Origin of the sequence: Pseudomonas haemolytica (assembly GCF_009659625.1) — a bacterium.
Taxonomy (GTDB): Bacteria; Pseudomonadota; Gammaproteobacteria; order Pseudomonadales; family Pseudomonadaceae; genus Aquipseudomonas; species Aquipseudomonas haemolytica.
Genome location: NZ_VOIW01000006.1, coordinates 373,055 through 394,226, shown reverse-complemented (window position 1 = coordinate 394,226; position 21,172 = coordinate 373,055). Strand labels below are relative to the sequence as shown.

At 63.4% G+C, this 21,172-nt stretch carries 6 protein-coding genes; all 6 read left to right on the top strand.

All coding sequences use genetic code 11. The features are described 5' to 3' along the window. Nucleotides 1-7: 7 nt before the first annotated feature. The 6 genes from gspE (at nucleotide 8) to FRT59_RS20800 (ending at nucleotide 21,165) form a co-directional block, all read left to right on the top strand. Nucleotides 8-1,426: a type II secretion system ATPase GspE gene (gene gspE, locus FRT59_RS20825; RefSeq protein ID WP_153872249.1), complete on the top strand. Its 1,419-nt coding sequence runs from the start codon at nucleotides 8-10 to the stop codon at nucleotides 1,424-1,426. Further along, nucleotides 1,426-2,634, top strand: a complete 1,209-nt coding sequence (gene gspF / locus FRT59_RS20820; RefSeq protein ID WP_034119997.1) for a type II secretion system inner membrane protein GspF — start codon at nucleotides 1,426-1,428, stop codon at nucleotides 2,632-2,634. The genes gspE and gspF overlap by 1 nt, the downstream gene beginning before the upstream one ends. 1,176 nt (nucleotides 2,635-3,810) lie before the next feature. Then, nucleotides 3,811-4,977 carry a substrate-binding domain-containing protein gene (locus FRT59_RS20815; protein WP_153872248.1) on the top strand — a complete coding sequence of 389 codons (1,167 nt, stop codon included), beginning with the start codon at nucleotides 3,811-3,813 and terminating at the stop codon, nucleotides 4,975-4,977. Nucleotides 4,978-5,205: 228 nt separating this feature from the next. After that, nucleotides 5,206-17,814, top strand: a complete 12,609-nt coding sequence (locus FRT59_RS20810) for a filamentous haemagglutinin family protein (protein WP_153872247.1) — start codon at nucleotides 5,206-5,208, stop codon at nucleotides 17,812-17,814. A 1,114-nt stretch (nucleotides 17,815-18,928) separates the two neighbouring features. Further along, the gene (locus FRT59_RS20805) at nucleotides 18,929-19,522 is read left to right on the top strand and encodes a transposase (protein WP_034120143.1); all 594 of its coding nucleotides are present in this window, start codon (nucleotides 18,929-18,931) and stop codon (nucleotides 19,520-19,522) included. 59 nt (nucleotides 19,523-19,581) lie between these two features. After that, nucleotides 19,582-21,165: a ShlB/FhaC/HecB family hemolysin secretion/activation protein gene (locus FRT59_RS20800; protein ID WP_034120142.1), complete on the top strand. Its 1,584-nt coding sequence runs from the start codon at nucleotides 19,582-19,584 to the stop codon at nucleotides 21,163-21,165. The last annotated feature ends 7 nt before the right edge of the window (nucleotides 21,166-21,172 follow it).

Sequence of the window (21,172 nt, the reverse complement as noted above, 5' to 3'; positions counted from 1 at the left end):
CACCCCAATGAGCCTGCTCCCCTACGCCTGGGCCAAATCCCAGCGCATTCTCCTGCGCCCAGGCGAGGAGGGCGTGTTGCTGACCGTCTGCCCCTCAACCCCCGGCTGGGCGATCAGCGAAGTCCAGCGCCAGTTCGGCCAAACCCACCTCGAACAGGTGCGCGACGATGAACTCGACGGCCTGCTCGCCAGTGCCTACGCCGACACCGGCAGCGCTGCCGCCGTGGTAGGCGCCGCGGAAAACGAGGTAGACCTCGACCGCCTGATGCAAGACATGCCCGAGATCACCGACCTGCTAGACACCCAGGACGGCGCCCCGGTGATCCGCATGATCAACGCCTTGCTGACCCAGGCCGCCCGCGACGAAGCCAGCGATATCCATATCGAGCCTTATGAGACTCACTCGGTGGTGCGCTACCGCGTCGATGGCACGCTGCGAGACGTAGTGTCGCCGCGCAAGGCATTGCATGGTGCGCTGGTGTCGCGGATCAAGATCATGGCCCAGCTCGACATCGCCGAAAAACGCCTGCCCCAGGACGGTCGCATCGCCTTGCGCGTGGCCGGGCGGCCCATTGATATCCGCGTGTCTACCGTTCCCACTGGCCATGGCGAACGGGTGGTCATGCGCCTGTTGGACAAACAGGCCGGGCGCTTGCAGTTGGAAACCCTGGGCATGGAACCGCAGTTGCTGGCGCGCCTCGACACCTTGATCCGCCAGCCTCACGGCATTGTGCTGGTCACCGGGCCCACCGGCAGTGGCAAGACCACCAGCCTCTACGCGGCCCTGGCGCGGCTGGATGCGAGCACCAGTAATATCCTCACCGTGGAGGACCCGGTGGAGTACGACTTGCCGGGCATCAGCCAGATCCAGGTCAACGCCAAGATCGACATGACCTTCGGCCTGGCACTGCGGGCGATTCTGCGCCAGGACCCGGACATCATCATGATCGGTGAGATCCGTGACCTGGAGACCGCGCAAATCGCTGTGCAAGCCTCGCTCACCGGCCACCTGGTCCTCGCCACCTTGCACACCAACGATGCGGTGTCGGCGGTCAATCGCTTGATCGATATGGGCGTTGAGCCGTTCCTGTTGGCGTCGTCGTTGTTGGGCGTTTTAGCCCAACGCCTGGTGCGGCGCCTGTGCCCGCATTGCAAGCAGCAAGACCCGGCTGCGCCCGGCACTTGGCGCCCGGTGGGTTGCGCGCAGTGCAACCAGATCGGCTACAGCGGCCGCACGGGGATCCATGAATTGTTCTGCGTCGATGACGAGGTGCGCAGCCTGATCCATCAGGGCGCCGGCGAGCAGGAGCTGCGCCTGGCCGCACGGCGAGCGGGGATGTTCAGCATGCGTGAAGATGGTGAGCGCTGGGTGCGCAGCGGTGCCACCGCCTGCGAAGAAATTTTGCGTGTGACACGGGACGCCTGATGAATCGCTACCGCTATGAAGCCGCCGATGCCAGCGGCAAGGTCGAGACCGGCCACGTGGAAGCCGACAGCCAGAGCGCGGCGTTTGCCAACCTGCGCGGGCGTGGCTTGACCGCCTTGCTGGTGCAAATCGAAGGGAACCCGCAAACGGCAAGCAGCCATTGGTTCACCGCCAAGCTATCGGACAACGACCTGGCCTGGGCCACGCGGCAGCTGGCGAGCCTGCTGGGTGCCAGCCTGCCGTTGGAGGCGGCGCTGAGCGCGACGGTGGAGCAGGCCGAGAAAAAACACATCGCCCAGACCCTGAGCGCGGTGCGTGCCGATGTGCGCGGCGGCATGCGCCTGGCGGATGCGTTGGCGGCGCGGCCACGGGACTTTCCGTCGATTTATCGAGCGTTGATCGCGGCGGGGGAGGAGTCCGGTGACTTGGCCCAAGTGATGGAGCGCCTGGCCGATTACATCGAGGAGCGCAACAACCTGCGGGGCAAAATCATGACGGCGTTTATCTACCCCGGCGTGGTGGGGCTGGTGTCTATCGGCATCGTGATTTTCCTGCTCAGCTACGTGGTGCCCCAGGTGGTCAGCGCGTTTTCCCAGGCGCGCCAGGATTTGCCGGGCCTGACCCTGGCGATGCTCAACGCCAGCGACTTTATTCGTGCCTGGGGCTGGCTGTGTTTTGCCGGAATCGTCGGTGGCTTCTGGGGTTGGCGCCTGTACCTGCGCAACCCCGTGGCGCGGCTCAACTGGCACAGCCGCGTACTGCGCTTGCCGCTGATCGGGCGTTTTGTGCTGGGCCTGAATACCGCACGGTTTGCCTCCACACTGGCGATTCTTGGCGGCGCCGGGGTGCCATTGCTGCGCGCCCTGGAGGCGGCGCGCCAGACCTTGTCCAACGACCGTTTGAGCCGGTGCGTCAACGATGCAACGGCCAAGGTGCGCGAAGGTGTCAACCTGGCCCCGGCGCTGGCGCTGGAAAAAGTCTTCCCGCCGGTGTTGATCCACTTGATCGCCAGCGGCGAAAAAACCGGCTCGCTGCCGCCGATGCTGGAGCGCGCGGCGCAGACGTTGTCGCGGGATATCGAACGGCGGGCCATGGGTATGACTGCACTGCTGGAACCGCTGATGATTGTGGTGATGGGGGCGGTGGTGTTGGTGATTGTGATGGCGGTGTTGTTGCCGATCATCGAGATCAACCAGTTGGTTACCTGACTTCATGGGGTCAAGAGTGTGGGAGGGTGTTGGGGTTTTGACCGAGTACATATCCGTTATTTGAGTAACGGCCACTTAGGGTTCCGCTCTTACAGCGGCTCACTTTTGGAAGGACCCAAAAGTAAGCAAAAGGTCCTCGCCCCACCACTCGGCACCTCGCCTAGGCTCGGTGTGCCCTCTCTCCGGCTTGAATCCGTGGGCCGCCGCAATGGGCCATCCATGGCCCAGTGCGGCTAACCCGGCGTCCTGCCGGGTTACCCACGGATTCAAGCCTGCGTTCGGCCAGCGTGGTTTAACGGGGCGCTTGAGATCAAGATCAAGATCAAGAGCGACTCGCTTCGCATCGTTGATACGCTGGCGGCGCTTCTGCTTTTCCGTGGGAGCGGGTCAGTTAAGCGAACGAAATGCTCAAGGCAGCGAAGATCAAATGTGGGAGCGGGCTTGCTCGCGAAGGCGTCGGCCCAGCAAACATAGATGTTGACTGACCCACCGCTTTCGCGAGCAAGCCCGCTCCCACAGGGGGTACGCATACGCCTCAACGATCAGGTCGGCTATAAGGCCGCCTCGCTTTTGCTTTTGATTTTGATCTCAGGCGCCCCGTTAAACCACGCTGGCCGGAATTCGACATGGATTTGGGGGGCCGCCGCCCCGCGCCATGGATGGCGCGTGGCGGCGGCCCCCCAAATCCATGTCGGATTACGGGCACACCGAGCCTAAGCGAGGTGCCGAGTGGTGGGGCAAGAGCCTTTTGGTTACTTTTGGGCTCTTTTCAAAAGTGACCCGCCGTAAGGGCGGAACCCATAGCCGCCGTTACCTCAATAACGGATATGTACTCGATCAAATCCCAAACCTCGGGTGCCCCATCACGTCACATTCAATCCGCCCCACCACAGCCCCGGCGGCCTGCACCACACCCCCGCTGAAACCCCGCTGTCACCTACCCCGAAACCACTCAAAACGATGACCAAAACACCCGATAATCTTTTTTAAAATCAAGCGCTTCCTCCCGAGGTTTTTTCCTTTTGCTGTCATCGGATGCTGCGAGATTTGCTACCCATGGTCTCACCCCTCGCCACCCCCGGAGCTACCTCGGTAGCCCAGGCTTGGGACCGAAGCCATGGCGTCATGCAAGAGCCATCTACCCCAACGTACGAACACGACGAAAGGAGATTCTTCATGTTTAAGCGCACTATGATCGCAGCCTCTTTGGTAGTTGCAGCACTGGCTTCGGCCCAATCCATGGCCGCGGTGGTCGGTGGCGGTGCCACCCTGCCGGAAAAACTCTACGGCACCACTGCCGGTACTGGCATTCTCGCGTCCTCCATCCCTGGTTTTAACGCCTACATCGGCGTAGGCAGTGGCGGCGGCAAGAAGGCGTTTTTCGGTAACGATTCGACCCAGCTGAAATTGGCCGCTGGCATCACCGTCGACTATGCGGGCAGCGACTCGATCGTCAGCGGCGCGGAGCTTCTGGCTTACAACAATGACGCCGTCAAGGGCCGCCCAGCCTACGGCGCGCTGATCCAAGTGCCGGCTGCAGCCACCTCGGTGACGGTGCCTTATCACATCAACGGCAAAACCTCGCTCAAACTCACCAGTGTTCAACTGGCCAACATCTTCGCCGGCGTGACCAAAAACTGGAATGAAGTGCTGTTCGACGGCGTTGCCGGCCCGAACCTGCCAATCAAAGTGGTCTACCGTACCGAAACCAGCGGCACTACCGAAATTCTGACCACCCACCTCAAGGCCGTCAGCGGTAATTTGTTGCCTGTTGCCAGCAATAGTTTCGCGACCGCTGTAGGTTTCAACCCAGCCGTCAACCCACCTGCCGGCACTAATTACATCGGCGTGGTCGGCAGCCAGGGTGTTGCCGCCGCTGTTGCCGACGCCAACAACAACGGTGCCATCGGCTACGTCAGCCCTGACTACGCACAGTTCAACGACGCCTCTGCTGTTGCTGCAATCAACGGCGCACTGCCGACCGAAGTCAACGTGCAAGTCACCCTCGATACTGTTGCACCGCCAGCCCTGGGCAGCAACGACGCCAAGGATCCATTGAAGTGGGTGCCTACGTTTGCCAACCCCACTGCGGGCTACCCAATCGTGGGCTACACCAACCTGGTCTTCAGCCAGTGCTACAAAGACACCACCGACACCGCGCGTATCCGTAACTTCCTGAACCGTCACTACACCGGCCTGAACAATGCGGCTGTCAGCAGCCACTCCTTCATTCCGTTGTCTGCCACCTGGCAGAAAGCTGTCCACGACAACTTCTATGCCACCACCAGCGCCTTGCGCCTGGGCGACACCAACACCTGCAACGGTATTGGCCGTCCGCTGTAACACCCCGTCTCGACAGGGTTAGCCCTATCACCGGCAATGACTTCGCGTCATTGCCGGTTTTGTCGTTTTCCCGCCAGACCGACCAGTTGAACCGCTGCGCATGAACATTGTGTGACAACAGTTCGGTCGCGCCGCCCGGCAACCGCCTTAAGCAATAACCCCGACAGGTGGCCGCGCAGTGTTTGCGTGCCCGTCGTTCGCCTGCCCCGTCAAAAGGACCTGTAACTGATGCGTTCCCGACTGAAGCTGCCTGCTACCCGCGCCGCCAAGGTGCCTGCCACCGCCGGTCAAGTGTTGCTCCTCAAACCCCTGGCCCAGGTGATTGCGCTGCTGGTGTTTGCCGGTGGTGCCCATGCGGCGCAGCCCCAGGCGTTCAGTTCGGGTTGGTTTGCCGCCAAGGGTGCGGCGCAGGCGGCCGGCAGTGCCCGCCCGGGTGTGGTGGTGCCGGGCACGCCGCCGCCGTTGTCCCAGCAGCAGCGCGGTAACGAGCAGTTGCAACGCTCGTTGCAGAACCTCAATACCAGCGTCGCCGCGATTGCCGCACAACAGGCCGCCCAGGCGGCGGCCAGGAATACTGCGAGTGCGGGGCCGCAGACCATCCACAATGGCCTTGGCGGCAATGGCTTGAACGTGGTGATCGGTGCGGATGGCAAGCCGCTGTTCGTCAATGCCGAAGGGCCGGTGCAGACCGATGCCAACGGCAAGACGCTGGTGTCGATCAAGCAGACGGCTGACAAGGCGATCCTCAATTGGCAAACCTTCAACGTGGGCCGCGACACCACCGTACAGTTCCAGCAGAACAGCGATTGGGCCGTGCTCAACAAGATCAACAACAGCACCGCGCCGAGCCAGATCCAGGGGGCGATCAAGGCCGATGGCACGGTAATGATCGTCAATGGCAACGGCGTGGTGTTCAGCGGCAGCAGCCAGGTCAACGTGCGCAACCTGGTGGCGGCGGCCACGGCGTTCAGCGATGAGCAGTTCACCGCCCGGGGCCTGTACAGCTCAAGTAGCACCGCGCCGAGTTTTGCCCAGGCTGCCGGCAACGTGACGGTCGAGCGCGGCGCGCAGATCAATACCCAGGTGCCCGCCACCTCGACCGCCGGTGGCGGTTATGTGCTGCTGCTCGGCAAAGAGGTGACGAACGCCGGGAGCATTTCCACCGCACGGGGCCAGACCACTCTGGCGGCGGGCGACAGCTTTGTGATCAAGAAGGGCTACAGCACCGATGGCAATGTCACCTCCACCACGCGCGGCAATGAAGTCAGCGCCACCGGCAGCGGCAAGGCCGGCAACAGCGGCCTGATCCAGGCCGCCACCGGCGACATCACCCTGACCGGCCAGCAGGTGCTGCAAAACGGTGTGTTGCTCACCAGCTCCTCGGTGGAAGCGCGTGGCACCCTGCACTTGAAGGGCACGGGCAACAACGCCAGCGTGACCCTGGGCGAGGGCAGCGTCAGCGCGATCCTGCTCGACAGCAGCAACGCCCTCGACAGCCAGCGCGCCGGGTTGATCACACCCTCGGCTGACCAGGCCGGCAACGTCGTGCCCGCAGACGTCTACCGCCGCGACCAATCCCTGGTCGAGATCACCAGCGACGCCAGCGTGGACTTTCGCAACGGCTCCTTGACCCTGGCCACCGGCGGCCAGGTGGGCGTCAAGTCTACGCAGCGGACCCTGGTGCGCGAGGGTGCGGTGATCGACGTGTCGGGCGCCATCGGCGTCAAGTTGGCGATGGAGTCCAACAGCGTCAAGGTCAACATTCAGGGCAACGAGCAGCGCGATGCGCCTGTCAACCGTGACGGCAAGGTGCTCAACAACAACGATGTGTGGGTGGATGTCCGCGACCTGGTTTTTGTCCCGGCCGGCACCCACGGTTATGCCACCGACCGTTGGTACACCGCGGGTGGCCTGCTGGAGGTGGGCGGCTATCTGGGCACCCGCAACCACGCAATTGGCGAGTGGATGGCCCAGGGCGGTACGGTGAGCTTCAGCGGCAAGGACGTGGTGACCCAGCAAGGTTCGCAGATCAATCTGTCGGGCGGCACCCTTGACGTGCAGAGCGGCAAGCTCCAGCAAACCTGGCTCAAAGGCCCCGGCGGGCGCTTGTATGAGCTGTCCAGCGCGCCGGGGGATTTGCTCTATACCGGGATCTACAAGGGGTATGAAGACAACAGCCAGCGCTGGGGTGTGACCGACTATTACTACAACCCGCTGATCGCTCCCCGTGAGCGCAGCGAGGCCGGCTACACCGTGGGGCGCGATGCCGGGCGCCTGGTCGTCAGTACCGCCAGCGCGGTGCTGGAAGGGCAGGTCGTGGGTGACACCTATCAGGGTGAGCGTCAGACCCAGGCCGCGCAAAAAGGTCTGGACGGTTACCTGCAATCGCAAAAAGCCGTGGCCCGGGGCGCCGCGCTGGTGGTGGGCAGCTACGTGCCGTACTACGTCAAGGACAGCGCCCAGTTGCAATACGCCCTGGGCGCGGACACAGGCACCGTGAAAAACGTCGTGCTGGGGCAGCGCGCGGCGGCCATCGCGGCCGGGCTGGACTTGAACAGCGTGCTGTCGGCTGAGCGGGCATCCACGCTTTATCTGAACAGCGACGCCTTGAACGCGGCGAAACTGGGGGCGATCAACATCGCCAGCAGTGGTTCGATTCTGGTCAACGGCGCGCTGGAGGTGGCATCGGCGGGTGACATCACCCTGTTCGCACCCAAGGTCGAGGTGAACGCCAACCTGACCGCGCATTCCGGCAGTCTGCAACTGGGCAATGTGCTGACGCAGATTACCCCGACCGGCAAAAACGACGTGACCCTTGGCGGTCGCGGCAGCTTGACGGTGAACCGCGGCGTATCCCTGGACACCAGCGGCCTGTGGAGCAACCAGTGGCTGAGCCCCGGCGACAGCAGCCGCTTGCCCTACCTCAACGGCGGCAGCGTGGCCTTGCGCAGCAGCGCTGATGTGACGCTGGCAGCGGGTAGTCGCGTGGATGTGTCTTCCGGTGCGGCCCTGGATGCCAGGAACCAACTGATCGGTGGCAAGGGCGGTGACCTGACGCTGGCAGCCAACGCCAACAGCGCCGACAGCCGGGGCAACCTGGCACTCAACGGCGAGTTGCTCGGGTATGGGGTCAATGGCGGCGGGCGCTTGAGTGTGCAAGCTGGCAAGGTGTTGATCAGTGCTCAGCCTGTCACGCCTCAAGCGGACACGCTGCAACTCGACAGCGGGTTCTTCAACAAGGGCTTTGGTGCCTATGACATCACCGGCAACGAAGGCTTGCGGGTTGCCGACGGAACTCAGGTCGATGTGACCGCGCCGTTGTACCGCCTCAATGACGCCGCGCAAAACGTGGTAAGCGGCGCTGATTCGCGCAGCGCACTGCAAATCTGGACCCCGCCGCAATACCGGGAAACCCCCACCAAGGGCCAGTTGACGGTGCGCAAAGGCGCGAGTCTGAACCTGCAAGCCGGCAGCGCGTTGTCTACCGCGGCGCAGATGGCGACGGTGCAGGCGCGCATTGGCCAGGGTGCGGTGATCAACGTCGATCCGGGCCAGTCCATCGGTGTGCGCAGCATTGGTCAGTTGACCGTAGACGGCACGCTGAACGCCTGGGGCGGCAACATCACCCTGGGTGGCGTCAGCGTGCAACCTGCCGTGGCCGATGGCGTTGAAGCCAAAGGTCACGACCGTTCGATCTGGATCGGTGAACACGCCGTGCTGGATGTGGCCGCCCGCGCAGCGACTGCGGTTGACAGCCTTGGCCGGCGCTACGGCGTGGTGGGCCAAGGCGGCAATATTGTGATTGGCGGGGTGATCGATCCGGCCACCGGCATCGCCAGCGCCGCCAACCTGTTTGTGGTGGTGCGCGAAGGGGCACGCCTTGATGCTTCCGGCAGCCAGGCGGTGCTGGACCTGTCCGGTGCTGGTTCGAGTAGGGTCGCCAGCCGTGGCGGTAGCATCTCCCTAGCCTCCAACAATGGCCTTTACCTGGATGGCACGCTCACGGCCAACAGCGGCGGCGCCGGTGCCGCTGGCGGCAGCCTGAATGTTGCCCTGGAAACGCCGTTATACCTCGATACGGCCGCTGCCACTGTGCGCCAGGCGCGTGAATTGATCGTCAGTGCCGCCGATTCAGGCACGCCGTTGCCGAACGGCAGTACCCCCGAAGCGGTCGCGGGCGCCTTAACCTATGGCCATGGCCGGCTGACAGTCCGCCAGGTTAACGCCGGCGGTTTCGACAACCTGTCGCTGTTGAGCAACGGCCTGATCAGCTTTGACGGTGACCTGGCCTTGCATCTGGGGCAGAGCCTGAGCCTGTATTCAGGGGCCATGGCCTTGACCGATGGCGCGGCGCGGCACTCGCAAGTGCTACTGGCTGCGCCCTATGTGCGCCTGGCCGGGGTTGGCAACAACAGCCTGGGTACCGACAACCTCGTGCGCCCGACGGTCCAGGGCGGCGTTTCCACTCAGGCTGCGGCCGGTCTGTTGAGGGTTGCAGCGGCGAATGTGTTGGATGTGCGTGACAGCGTCAACTTCGGCGCCCATGCCGCGAGCTCCAAAGCGTTGGCCAACGCTATTGACCGGCGTGCCTTTGACCAGGCCCATTTGGTCAGCCAGGGGGATATGCGCTTTCTGGCCCGCGGCTCTGACACGACTAAGACCGCCTTGACCACCCAAGCCGACCTGAACCTTTCGGCTGCGCAAATTTACCCGGCGACCGGCGCCGTTGCGCAAGTGACGGCGGGCTACACCGGCGGTGACTTTGACCCGGCGCGTACGTTGCGCATCGGTCGGGTCGGCAGCACGGCCCCGGCGCAACCTTATTCTGTGTTTGGCAGCCTAGTGCTGGCGGCCTCGACCATCGAGCAGGGGGGTGTACTGCGAGCGCCCATGGGCAGTCTCACCTTGGGTGTGGACGAAGGCATTACCCGTTCAACCAAAGCGGTCAAGCTATTGCCGGGTAGCCTGACCTCCGTCAGCGCCGGTGGCTTGGTGCTGCCGTATGGCGGGACAGTCGACGGCGTGACCTGGCAGTACGACGGCAAACAGGTGGAGTTGCTGGGTGTCGGCGGCACCCGCAGCACCGGCAACGTGGCGGTGGGCGTGGAACTGGCGGGCCGCTCGCTGAATGTGCAGCAGGATGCGGTGCTGGACCTTTCCGGTGGCGGCCAATTGCTCGGCGCGGCATTCATCTCTGGCCGTGGCGGCTCCACCGATGCGCGCTACAACCCCTTGATGCAAATGGGCGCGGATGGGCGTTTTACCTTGCCGGGGCTGGCGACGAACCCGATCTATGCGATTGTTCCCGGCGGCCAGCCGGGGGTAGCGCCCAGCGGCGGCGAAGCGGGCGCGACCCAGCCGTTGGTGGGGCAACAAATCAGTCTCGGTGCCGGTGTTCCCGGCTTGCCGCCGGGCACCTACACCTTGCTGCCGTCCACTTACGCCTTGTTGCCGGGGGCGTTTCGGGTGGAGATCAACGGTTTGGCAGCGCCGTTCGCCAGCGGCTCGCTGCCTAGCGCTTCGGTCATGAACAACGGGTCCTGGTCAACCGAAGGCCTGCTGTCGATTGCCGGCACCGGTATCCGCGACAGTTTGTCGAGCCAGGTGATCGTCACTCCGGCTGCGGTATTGCGCCGTTATTCCCAGTACAACGAAACCGCCTATGCAGACTTCGTTCGCGCTGATGCAACGCGGCTGGGTGTGCCACGCGCGGCGCTTGAAGCGGACGCCAAGACCCTGAAGCTGCGACTGGTGAACGGTGAAAAAGACCTGGCGTTCAACTTTGACGGTGAGGGGCGATTCAAACCCGCACAAGGCGGATTTGGTGCCACGGTTGCGGTGCTGTCCAGCGGCGATATCGAGGTAATTTCAGACACGGCCCAGGCCAGTAGCGGCGCCTCGAGGGTGTCGGTGCGGGCCAGCGACTTGAATGCCTTGGGCGCTGCCCGGCTGGTGGTGGGCGGTGAAATGACCGTGGTGTATGGCCAGGGCGGCAATTTTGTCAGGTCCGACCTGGCTGCAACCACGGCCGGCTCGGTCGTCGTGCGTCAGGGCGCGACCCTGGCAGCGCCGGAAGTGTTCCTGGTAACGGGCAGGTCCCAGGGCGCCATTGAGATTGAGCAAGGTGCATCGATCAATACCCTGGGGCGCGGCAAGGCAGCCTATGACTCGGATGATGGTTTTATCTATCGGCCCGGCAACCGTAGCGTGTTGGCAGTCTCCAATGGGCGCTTGCAGATGTTGGCGCCGACCAGCGGCACCAATGGTTTAGGGCCGGGCAGCATCCTGATCGGCCAATGCACTTCAGGTGCCTGCGGCGGTGAAACATCACTCTACTCCGAGGGCTCGATTGCCTTTGCCACCACCAACCGGTTTGCCTTGGGTGACAGCGTGCGCTACGGCACCCGCCATCTGGCACTGGCGGTGGGCGGGATTAACGTCGGCAGCGCCGAGGCACTGGCCGAAGCCGCCGCGCGAGGTGTGTTGCCGTCGGGCCTGACCCTCAATCAGCAGGTGCTGGATCGCCTGCTGCGTGGCGATACCGGCAACGGCGCTCCGGCCCTGAAAAGCCTGGCGCTGACCGCCGGGCAATCGTTGAACTTCTATGGCAGCACTCGCCTGAGTACCCTCGACAGCGCGGGTAAGTCGCTGCTCGATGAACTGATGCTGACCACGCCGGCGATCTATGGCTATGGCGCCGCCAGTGATGTGGCACTGATCCAGACCGGCACCCTGGTATGGGGCGGCGACATCAGTGCACCGCCAGCGGTCATCAGCAACGGTGCAGGCACCGGCAGCGGTACGTTGGAACTGCAGGCGCGGCGCATCGAGTTCGGCTATGGCCGCAATGCCCAGCCCGACAGCCTGGCTAACAATGGGCGGATGACCCTGGGTTTTGCCAACGTCAATCTCAACGCCAGCGAACGCATCACTGCCAACCACAAAGGCAACCTGAGCGTGCACCAGGCCCAGGGTGCCTATGAAGCCGGCAAGGGCTTTACCTACAGCGGTGGCAACCTGAACATCACCACGCCTTTGCTGACCGGTGAAGCCGGCTCGGTCAACCGCATCAGCGCCGGTGGCACTGTTAACGTGAAGGCCCCGGCCAACGGCGCGGCACCGGTTGCGGCGGGGGCTATCGACGCCCTGGGCGCCGAATTGCTGTTGTCCGGGCACAGCGTGGCCCTCGATACCTCGGTGGTGCTGCCCAGCGGCAAGCTGACCCTCAGCGCCGATCAAGCGCTGACGCTGGGCGCGGCTTCGCGCCTGGACCTCAGTGGCCGCAAAGTGCAGATCAACGATGTGAGCCAATACAGTTGGGGCGGCGATGTCAGCCTGGAGAGCCGTCACGGTGACATTCGCCAGGCGGCGGGCGCGCTGATCGACCTGTCCGCGCAATTCAACCAGGGCGGCTTGCTCAAGGCCGTGGCCGTGGACACCGGTGCCGGGCAGGTCGACCTGCAAGGGCACGTTCGCGCCGGCAGCAGCGGCTATTACGATGCCGGTGGCACGCTGGTGCCGTACAAGGCCGGTGGTGTGGACATCCGTGCGCAACAGGTGGGCGATTTCGCCGCGTTGAATCAACGCTTGAACCAAGGCCAAGTATTCGGTTCGCGCAGCTTCCAGCTCAAGCAGGGCAACCTGGTGATTGGCGATGAACTCAAGGCCAATCAAATCAACGTCTCGGTGGACAACGGCAGCCTGACGGTGGTGGGCACCCTTGATGCCAGCGGCGAGCGGGTCGGCAGCATACGCCTGGCCGCCAAGCAGGGCGTGACCGTTGCCGGCAGTGCTGTGCTGGATGCGCACGGCACGGCGTTGCGAGTCGACAGCTACGGCAAAATCATTGATGCACCGAACCGGGCGATGGTGGAGCTCAACAGCGGCGACGGCCAATTGAGTTTGGCCGAGGGTGTGCGCATCGACCTGCGCCACGGCACGGCGGCGGTTTTGGGCAGTGGCCCGGGGCACTACGACGGCGTGGCCCGGGGCACCCTGGAACTGAATGCACCACGGCTCAATGCCGATGACGTGGCCATCGATGCGAGTGGGGCGCTCAATGTTCAGGGCGCTCGCTCCATCGCGGTAAACGCAGTGGCCCGTTACACCGATGCGCCGGTGGGCATTGAGCCCTCGGCCAGTGGCCGACCGTATCAGGTGATCGACCAGCACTACCTGGAGCAGAAACACGCGCTTGCCCAAGCCTTTATCAACAATGCCTTGAACAACGCTGGGCTGATGACGGGCAAGCTCGCGGGGTTGAACAACAGCCGCTACACCGAGGCGTTCCACTTGCGCCCAGGTGTGGAAATCGTCACCCAGGGCGACCTGGTGGTCAGTGGCGACCTGGACCTTTCCGGTTACCGTTATGCCAGCGTCAACCCCAACACGCCGAAGACCTCGGTGTACGGTTCGGGTGAGGTGGGCGGCCTGGTGGTGCGTGCCGGTGGCAATATCAATATCTACGGCAGCATCAACGACGGCTTCGCCCCGCCACCTGCGACCCCGGACGACAATGGCTGGGTGTTGACCCCGGGTCTGCAAGGGTTCGGTGCCGATGTGATCGTGCCCGGCCCCGGTGTGGTCCTGGCAAACGGCAGTGCGTTCCCCACCGGCAAGACCCTCAACTACCCGTTGCCGATCCAGGCCACCACACTGGCGCAAGGCACTGTGCTGCCGACCCAGGGTACCCTCGACGCACCCCTGAGCCTGCCGGCCAACACCGTGTTGAGCGCGGCGGTGCACGACAGCGCCGGCAACCTGCTGTATGCCGCCGGCACCTTGTTGCAGCAACCTGTGGTGCTGGCCGCGGGTACGCAACTGGATGCGGGCACGGTGTTGGCGGGCGCCGCCTCCCTGCGTGCCATGACCTGGCCGGCGGGCGTGCCGTTGCCCAGCCGTGGGGCCGTGACGGGCAGTGCAACCGATGGGGTCGTGCTGGCCGGTAACCTGGCACTCAAGGTGGGGGCGCTGATCCCTTACGGCACGGACGTCAAGTTGCCCAATGGTGCGGTGTCGGTGCCGTTGCGCACCGTGACCGGCGCCACCGCACGCCAGAACTGGGCCGTGGCGCCAATGCTGGCCGAGGGCTCGCAATCGTGGTCGTTGCGCCTGGTGTCGGGTGCCGATACCCAGGCTGCCGACACGCGTTCGATCCAGCCAGCCTATGCCGGCGACCTGACCTTGGCGGACACGCACTACGGCATTTACCAGACCCACGAGAAAATAATCGTGCCTGGGCAACCGGCCCGGCCGGGTGGGGCCTGGTACTGGAGTGACTTTGCTGCCGAGTTGTTCGGTGTCGAGGCGGGGACGGCGGTGCCGGAGCCCGAGTGGGGTTCTTGTGACGAGCCTGATATCTGTGTTCGAGTCAATTATGTGTGGAGTGATATCGCCGAAATCTTTGGCTTTGTGCCCGGCCAACCGGTATCGCCTCAGGACGAAAGCTTCTGTGACCCGGAAATGTGCGTGTCCCTGGGCGAACCGATTCCGGCGATACCCGAGAAGGTGACCATTGGGGAGGTGAAACTGGTCTCGCCGGTGAGTCAGCATTTCAGCGTACTGCGTACCGGCACCGGAGATCTGGACCTGATCGCCGCCGGCAATGTGGCGATGCAATCACCCTATGGCATCTATACCGCCGGCGGTTCCAGCGCTTCTCGTGCAGGCAGTGCGGCTGCAGATTTTGACCGGGCCCGTGCCGCCTCGGCGGATGGAACGGTGCTGGGGAGCACGGCCAAGGCGTATGAAGCCTTGGTCGATGACAACAGCCCATATGCTGCCTGGTATCCCGACGCCGGCGGCAACCTGTTGCTGCGCACGGGCGGTAGCCTGACAGCCGATGTCTGGACGCCAAACCAAGGCGTGGCCATGCCCAATGACGGTCGCACCCAACTCAACAGTGGCAACCTGGGCAACTGGTTGTGGCGTCAAGGCACGGGCAATACCCCTGGCGTTACGCCCACGCCTACCAGTTGGTGGATCAACTTTGGTACCTATGTCAAAGGCGCGGGCAATGCCAACATTCAATTCGAAGACGCCAAGCAGATAGACCTGTTGCCGCGCCTGGTAGGGTTCACCGGTGTCGGCACCCTGGGGGGCGGCAACCTGACCCTGGACCTGGGCAGCGATGCTGGCATGCAGACGCGCCGCGGCTCCCTGGACGGGGGCAGGGCACCGCGCAGTGAAGGGCTGGTATTGGCGGTCGGTAGCACCGGGCGTTTGGTTGACGGTCAATTGCTGCTCACTGGGGGCGGTGACCTGGATGTGCGTATGGGCGGGGATTTGAACCCAGGATTGGACGCTCGCGCCACCCGACTGAATACGGCCGGCCTGCTGTCCGCTGACTTTAAGGCAGAAACGCTCAGCCTCAACGGTGTCTTCACCAACCTGCGCGGTGCCTTGAACCTGCAGGCCGGTAGCCTGGGGGGCATCGCCTTGAACTATGGCGGTATGCGTGGCGATCAGGATGCCAAGGACACTCGGGCCTACTCGCCGTACACCGCGAGCCTGGGGACGGCCACTGGCGGGATCACGCTGATGCTTGGAGACGCGACGGCCAACCTGTCGACCCGAGGTGATCTGGTGCTGGCGGGGGCCGGCGACCCTGGGCGTGTGTCTACCGAGAATAACCAGGCGTTCAGCTACAACGGCAAAGACTATGGCAATGGGACCACCTGGTTCTCGCTGTGGACCGAGCGTACGGCCATCGACTTATTCTCTGCGGGCGGCAGTTTGACACCTAGCGTGCAGAGTGTGTCGCTTAGCGCCGGTGGCAGCACTGAGCCGTTGAAAGGGCAGAACTACTCCAGCTCGGATGGGCGTTTCATCTTCCCCTCCAAACTAGGTGGGGTGGCAGCCAATGGCAGCATCTACCTCGGTGCTTCCGCGTTAGGCAGCGGCCCGCAGCCCAACAACCCTGCCTACTCGCTATTGCTGGCGCCATCGAGCAATGGGCGGCTGGCGATGCTGGCCGGCGATTCGATCTACGCCAGTGGCTATGCCGTCAACCAGTCGGGTGACAGCCTGGGCTCGATACCGACGCCGTTCGCGCCAGCCTTTGTGGGCCGGGACGGGTTCAACAGCGTCGTCCACAACCTGGGCAGTGATGCCCTGCAGGCTGACTTTTCCTTGTTTGCCTTGCGCAGCCCGACCGATCTTGCGCGCCCGTCCTCCCAGGCAGAACCGGCCAGGTTTTATGCGCGGCAAGGCGATATCGTAGGGGTGCGCAGTGGCGAAATCATTACGTTCAACGGCTCACGCCAGGGGCAGGTTCGCTATGAGTCGGTAGGCCCGGTATGGATTCGCGCGGGGCGTGACATTGTCAGTTCAGGCACGTATTTGGGCTCGCCGACGCTGTTCCCCGCGCTGTTGGGCTACAACGGCGATTACACCGGTGAAAGCCGCGGCAACCTGTTCGTGCACAGTCGTCCCGAGGATGTCTCGGTGGTGTCGGCCGGGCGCGACATTATCTACAGCAGCTTCAACGTTGCCGGCCCCGGCGCCCTGGAAGTCAGTGCCGGGCGCAACCTGTTGATGGAAGACAAAGCCTCCATCACCAGCCTGGGCCCGGTGGTTGCCGGGGATTCGCGCCCGGGTGCATCTATCGTGCTGGAAGCCGGGGTAGGGCCTAATGGCCTGGATTACCTGAAGTTCGTCACCCCTTATCTGGACCGCGCCAATCAGGCCGTCGAAGGTGTTCCCCTGGCCACACAGGCCGGCAAGGTGGCGAAAACCTACGAAGCCGAACTGCTGCAATGGCTCAAGCAACGCTATGCCTTCAGTGGTGACGCCGACCAGGCCCGCGCCTATTTCGCGGGCTTGGGCCCTGAGCAACAACGCCTCTTTGCCCGCACGGTGTACTTCGCCGAAGTGCGTGAGGGTGGCCGTGAATTCAACCTGGCTGCAGGCCCGCGTGCGGGTAGCTTTGTGCGCAGTCGCGTGGCTATCGACGGGCTGTTGCCGAGCAAGGACGTGGCGGGTAACCCCATCATGTATGACGGCGATATCACCCTGTATGGTGGCGCCGGGGTGCATACCCTGTTTGGCGGCAATATCCAGATGCTCACCCCGGGCGGGCAACAAGTGTTCGGCATTGAAGGCACTGCACCGCCGGCGACTGCCGGTGTGCTGACTCAAGGTGCCGGGGACATCCAGCTGTATGCCCAGGGCAGCATCCTGCTGGGCCAGAGCCGTATCATGACCACCTTTGGCGGGTCGATACTCGCCTGGTCCAACGCCGGCGATATCAACGCCGGCCGTGGCGCGAAAACCACCGTGCTCTACACCCCGCCCAAGCGGGTGTATGACACCTGGGGCAACGTGACGCTGTCGCCCAACGTGCCAAGTTCCGGTGCGGGTATTGCCACCCTGGCCCCGATTGCCGAAGTGCCGGCCGGTGACATCGACCTGTTGGCCCCGGCGGGCACCATCGACGCGGGCGAAGCGGGCATCCGGGTCTCCGGCAACGTCAACATTGCCGCGTTGCATGTGGTCAACGCGGCCAACATCCAGACCCAGGGCAAGTCTTCCGGGGTGCCGGTGACAGCGGCGGTGAACACCGGCGCGATGACCTCGGCCAGTGCGGCGGGGGCGGCGGCGTCCCAGGCGGCGGAAGATGCAGCGCGCAGTCAGCAGGCGGCGGCGAAGCAGGGCAGGGCGTCGATCGTGACGGTGGAGGTGCTGGGTTTTGGCACCGAGCCGGTGCCGCGTGAGCCGCAGCAGAAGACCTCCGGGTATAACCCGGACAGCCCGGTGCAGGTGTTGGGCGCGGGGCCTTTGAGTGAACAGGCGCGGGCGCGGTTGACTGACGAAGAGCGCAAGCAGATCAGTTTGTAGCAGGACCTCTCGATGTAGCTTTGGGGTGATCAGTGATTGCCCCTTTTTTTATTGGGTTTGACCGAGTACATATCCGTTATTTAGGTAACGGCCACTATGGGTTCCGCTCTTACAGCGGGTCACTTTTGGAAGGACCCAAAAGTAACCAAAAGGTCCTCGCCCCACCACTTGGTGCCTCGCCTAGGCTCGGCATGCCCTCACTCCGGCTTGAATCCGTGGGCCGCCGCAATGGGCCATCCCTGGCCCAGTGCGGCTAACCCGGCGTCCTGCCGGGTTACCCACGGATTCAAGCCTGCGTTCGGCCAGCGTGGTTTAACGGGGCGCCTGAGATCAAAAGCCAGATCAAGAGCTGCTCGCTTCGCATCGTGGTTACGCTGGCGGCGTTTCTGCTTTTCTGTGGGGGTGGGTCAGTTAAGCGAACGAAATGCTCAAGGTAGCGAAGATCAAATGTGGGAGCGGGCTTGCTCGCGAAGGCGTCGGCCCAGCAAACATAGATATTGACTGACCCACCGCTTTCGCGAGCAAGCCCGCTCCCACAGGGGTACGCGCAGGCTTCAACGATCAGGTCGGCTATAAGGCCGCCTCGCTTTTTCTTTTGATTTTGATCTCAGGCGCCCCGTTAAACCACGCTGGCCGGAATTCGATATTGATTTGGGGGGTAAACCGGCAGGGATGCCGGTTTAGCCGCCCCGCGCCATGGATGGCGCGTGGCGGCGGCCCCCCAAATCAATGTCGGATTACGGGCACACCGAGCCTAGGCGAGGTGCCGAGTGGTGGGGCAAGAGCCTTTTGGTTACTTTTGGGCTCTTTTCAAAAGTGACCCGCTGTAAGAGCGGAACCAATACTCGCCGGTACCGCAGCAACGGATATGTACTCGGTCAAAACCCCTAACATCCTGGTCGCTGTTAGGCCGCAATCGTCACACCGCCCCTCCTACATTTGCGCACATGACCCCACTGAAAAATTGCCCCCCACCCAATCCAAAATGAAGCTTTCATGACAAAAGTTCGGTAGCCCGCACCCACTCCTGTCTTGCCTATGTAACGCGCTGGAGGCGATCAAAGGTCCCCTCCAAAGCCGTCAGCAGCACGCCAGGAGGGGGCAAGTGGGAACTATGGAACGCTACTCGAAAGTCGGTATGCAGGAGCTCGACCAGCGCCTGTCGAAGATCGTGGAAGCCGCACGCAAGAAGCCGGTTTCGGTGTACCGCTACGGTGCGCCGTGGGTGTGGATCGTCTCCCAGGACGACTGGCAGGGCGCGTTGAAGGAAGTGTCCAGCTACATCCCCACCGGCCATTCACTGGTGTTGCTGCGCCCGCAGATCGATGAGGTGCTCGACAGCCACCGCGACCAACTCCAGGCCGAACCGGGCATGTCGATCGCGCCGCATACGGTGGTGCACATCCTGCTCCTGCAACTGCTGTATTCGGTGCCCAGCGAGCAGCAACTGCACGAACAGCTCAATTACAACCTGCTGTTCCGCTGGTTCGTCGGCCTCGACCTGCACCAGAAAGTCTGGGGTATCCACGCGCTGCAACGGGACATTGCCACGCTGTTGGACAACCCGCATGCGGTGCAACTGATTCAGAAAATCATCGGTGAAGTGTTTTGTGGCGCCTTGCTGCACATGCCGGAGTTCTCGTTGAACTTCGCCTTGCTGCACACCTGGCTGGCCCGGCACAGCCATCTTTCGACCACCAGCAATTGAGCAGGCCGAACGCCGTGCAATCGGTGAAGGCGCAACACTTTAGACAACCAGGGGGCGGTGTGGAGCATCTGTTCAAGTCAACGTTGGCGCTGTGTTGCCTGGCGCTTGGGGCCACGTGCCAACCCGTGCTGGCCGAGGAGCAAGCGCCGGCGCGCCGGGTGGACGTCAATGAGTACTTCGTGCGCGGCAATACCGTACTCGACGCGCCCACTATCGAGGAGGCGGTGTACCCGTTTCTCGGGCCGCAAAAAACCCTCGACGATATCGAAGGCGCCCGTGATGCGCTGCAGAAAATCTACCAGGCGCGCGGGTACCAGTCGGTGTTTGTCGAGTTGCCGGAGCAGAAGGTCGATGACGGTATCGTCTACCTGCAAGTCAGCGAAACCAAGGTCGGCCGCGTGCGGGTGGTAGGCGCCAAGCACTACTCGCCGGTAGAGATCCGTGAAGAAGTACCCGCGCTGAAGGAAGGCGCGGTGCCGGATTTTGCCAGTGTGCAAACCCAGCTCGCGGGGCTCAACCGCGGGGCAGGGCGGCAGGTCACGCCGCTGGTGCGAGAAGGCCAGCGCCCGGGCACCATGGATGTCGACCTGCAGGTGGAAGACCAGAACCCCTGGCACGCCAGCCTGGGCCTGAACAACGACTACAGCGCCGACACCGAGAAGCTGCGCTCAGTCGCAACCCTGGGCTATGACAACCTCTGGCAGCTGGGCCACAGCGTTTCCCTGACCTACTTCACGGCGCCCCAGGACAGCAGCAATGCCAAGGTGTGGTCCGGCACCTACAGCGCTCCGCTGGATGAGCGCTGGACCGTGCAGTTTTCCGGTTACCAGTCCGACAGCAACATCGCCACCATCGGCGGCAGCAACGTGTTGGGCAAGGGCCATTCCTATGGTGTGTCGGCGATCTACAACCTGCCGGCCGCTGGCAGTTGGGCCAACTCGTTGTCCGCAGGCGTCGACTTCAAGGACTTCGACGAGCAACTCAAGCTCGGTGCCAGCAACGACCAGGTGCCGCTCAAATACGCGCCGCTGACCTTCGGCTACAACGGTTATCGCTACACGGAGCAATCCCAGCTGGGGCTCGGCTTGAACCTGGTGGTCGGCACTCGTGCATTTTTTGGTTACGGCAGCGACGCCACCGAGTTCGAGTACAAGCGCTACAAGGCCAGCCCCAGTTTCGCCGTGCTCAAGGGCGACGCGAACTACCTCTACACGTTCGGCAACGACTGGCAGTCGGCGAGCAAGGCCGGCTTCCAGTTGGCCTCGGGGCCGCTGGTGTCCAACGAGCAGTATTCCGCCGGCGGCGCAACCTCGGTGCGCGGTTACCTCGCGGCTGAGCGCACCAGTGATGAAGGGCTGTTGCTCTCCCAGGAGTTGCGCACCCCGTCCCTGGCCAAGTTCCTCGGCAGCTACGTACAGGAATGGCGTTTCTACGCGTTTGCCGAAGGGGCACGCATGCGCCTGCATGAGCCGCTGCCCGAGCAGGAAGACGAATACAGCCTGGCCAGTGTCGGCCTGGGCACCCGCGCCAGTTTGAGCAAATGGTTATCCGGCAGCCTGGATTGGGGCTACCCGCTGCTCGATGGACCGAACACCCAGAAACAGGATTCGCGACTGCACTTCAGTGTGCAGGCGACTTTCTGACTTTTTC

Excerpts from the sequence above, each read along its gene's own strand:
- gspE (WP_153872249.1), top strand. The coding sequence starts at position 8 with ATGAGCCTGCTCCCCTACGCCTGGGCCAAATCCCAGCGCATTCTCCTG.
- gspF (WP_034119997.1), top strand. The coding sequence starts at position 1,426 with ATGAATCGCTACCGCTATGAAGCCGCCGATGCCAGCGGCAAGGTCGAG.
- FRT59_RS20815 (WP_153872248.1), top strand. The coding sequence starts at position 3,811 with ATGTTTAAGCGCACTATGATCGCAGCCTCTTTGGTAGTTGCAGCACTG.
- FRT59_RS20810 (WP_153872247.1), top strand. The coding sequence starts at position 5,206 with ATGCGTTCCCGACTGAAGCTGCCTGCTACCCGCGCCGCCAAGGTGCCT.
- FRT59_RS20805 (WP_034120143.1), top strand. The coding sequence starts at position 18,929 with ATGGAACGCTACTCGAAAGTCGGTATGCAGGAGCTCGACCAGCGCCTG.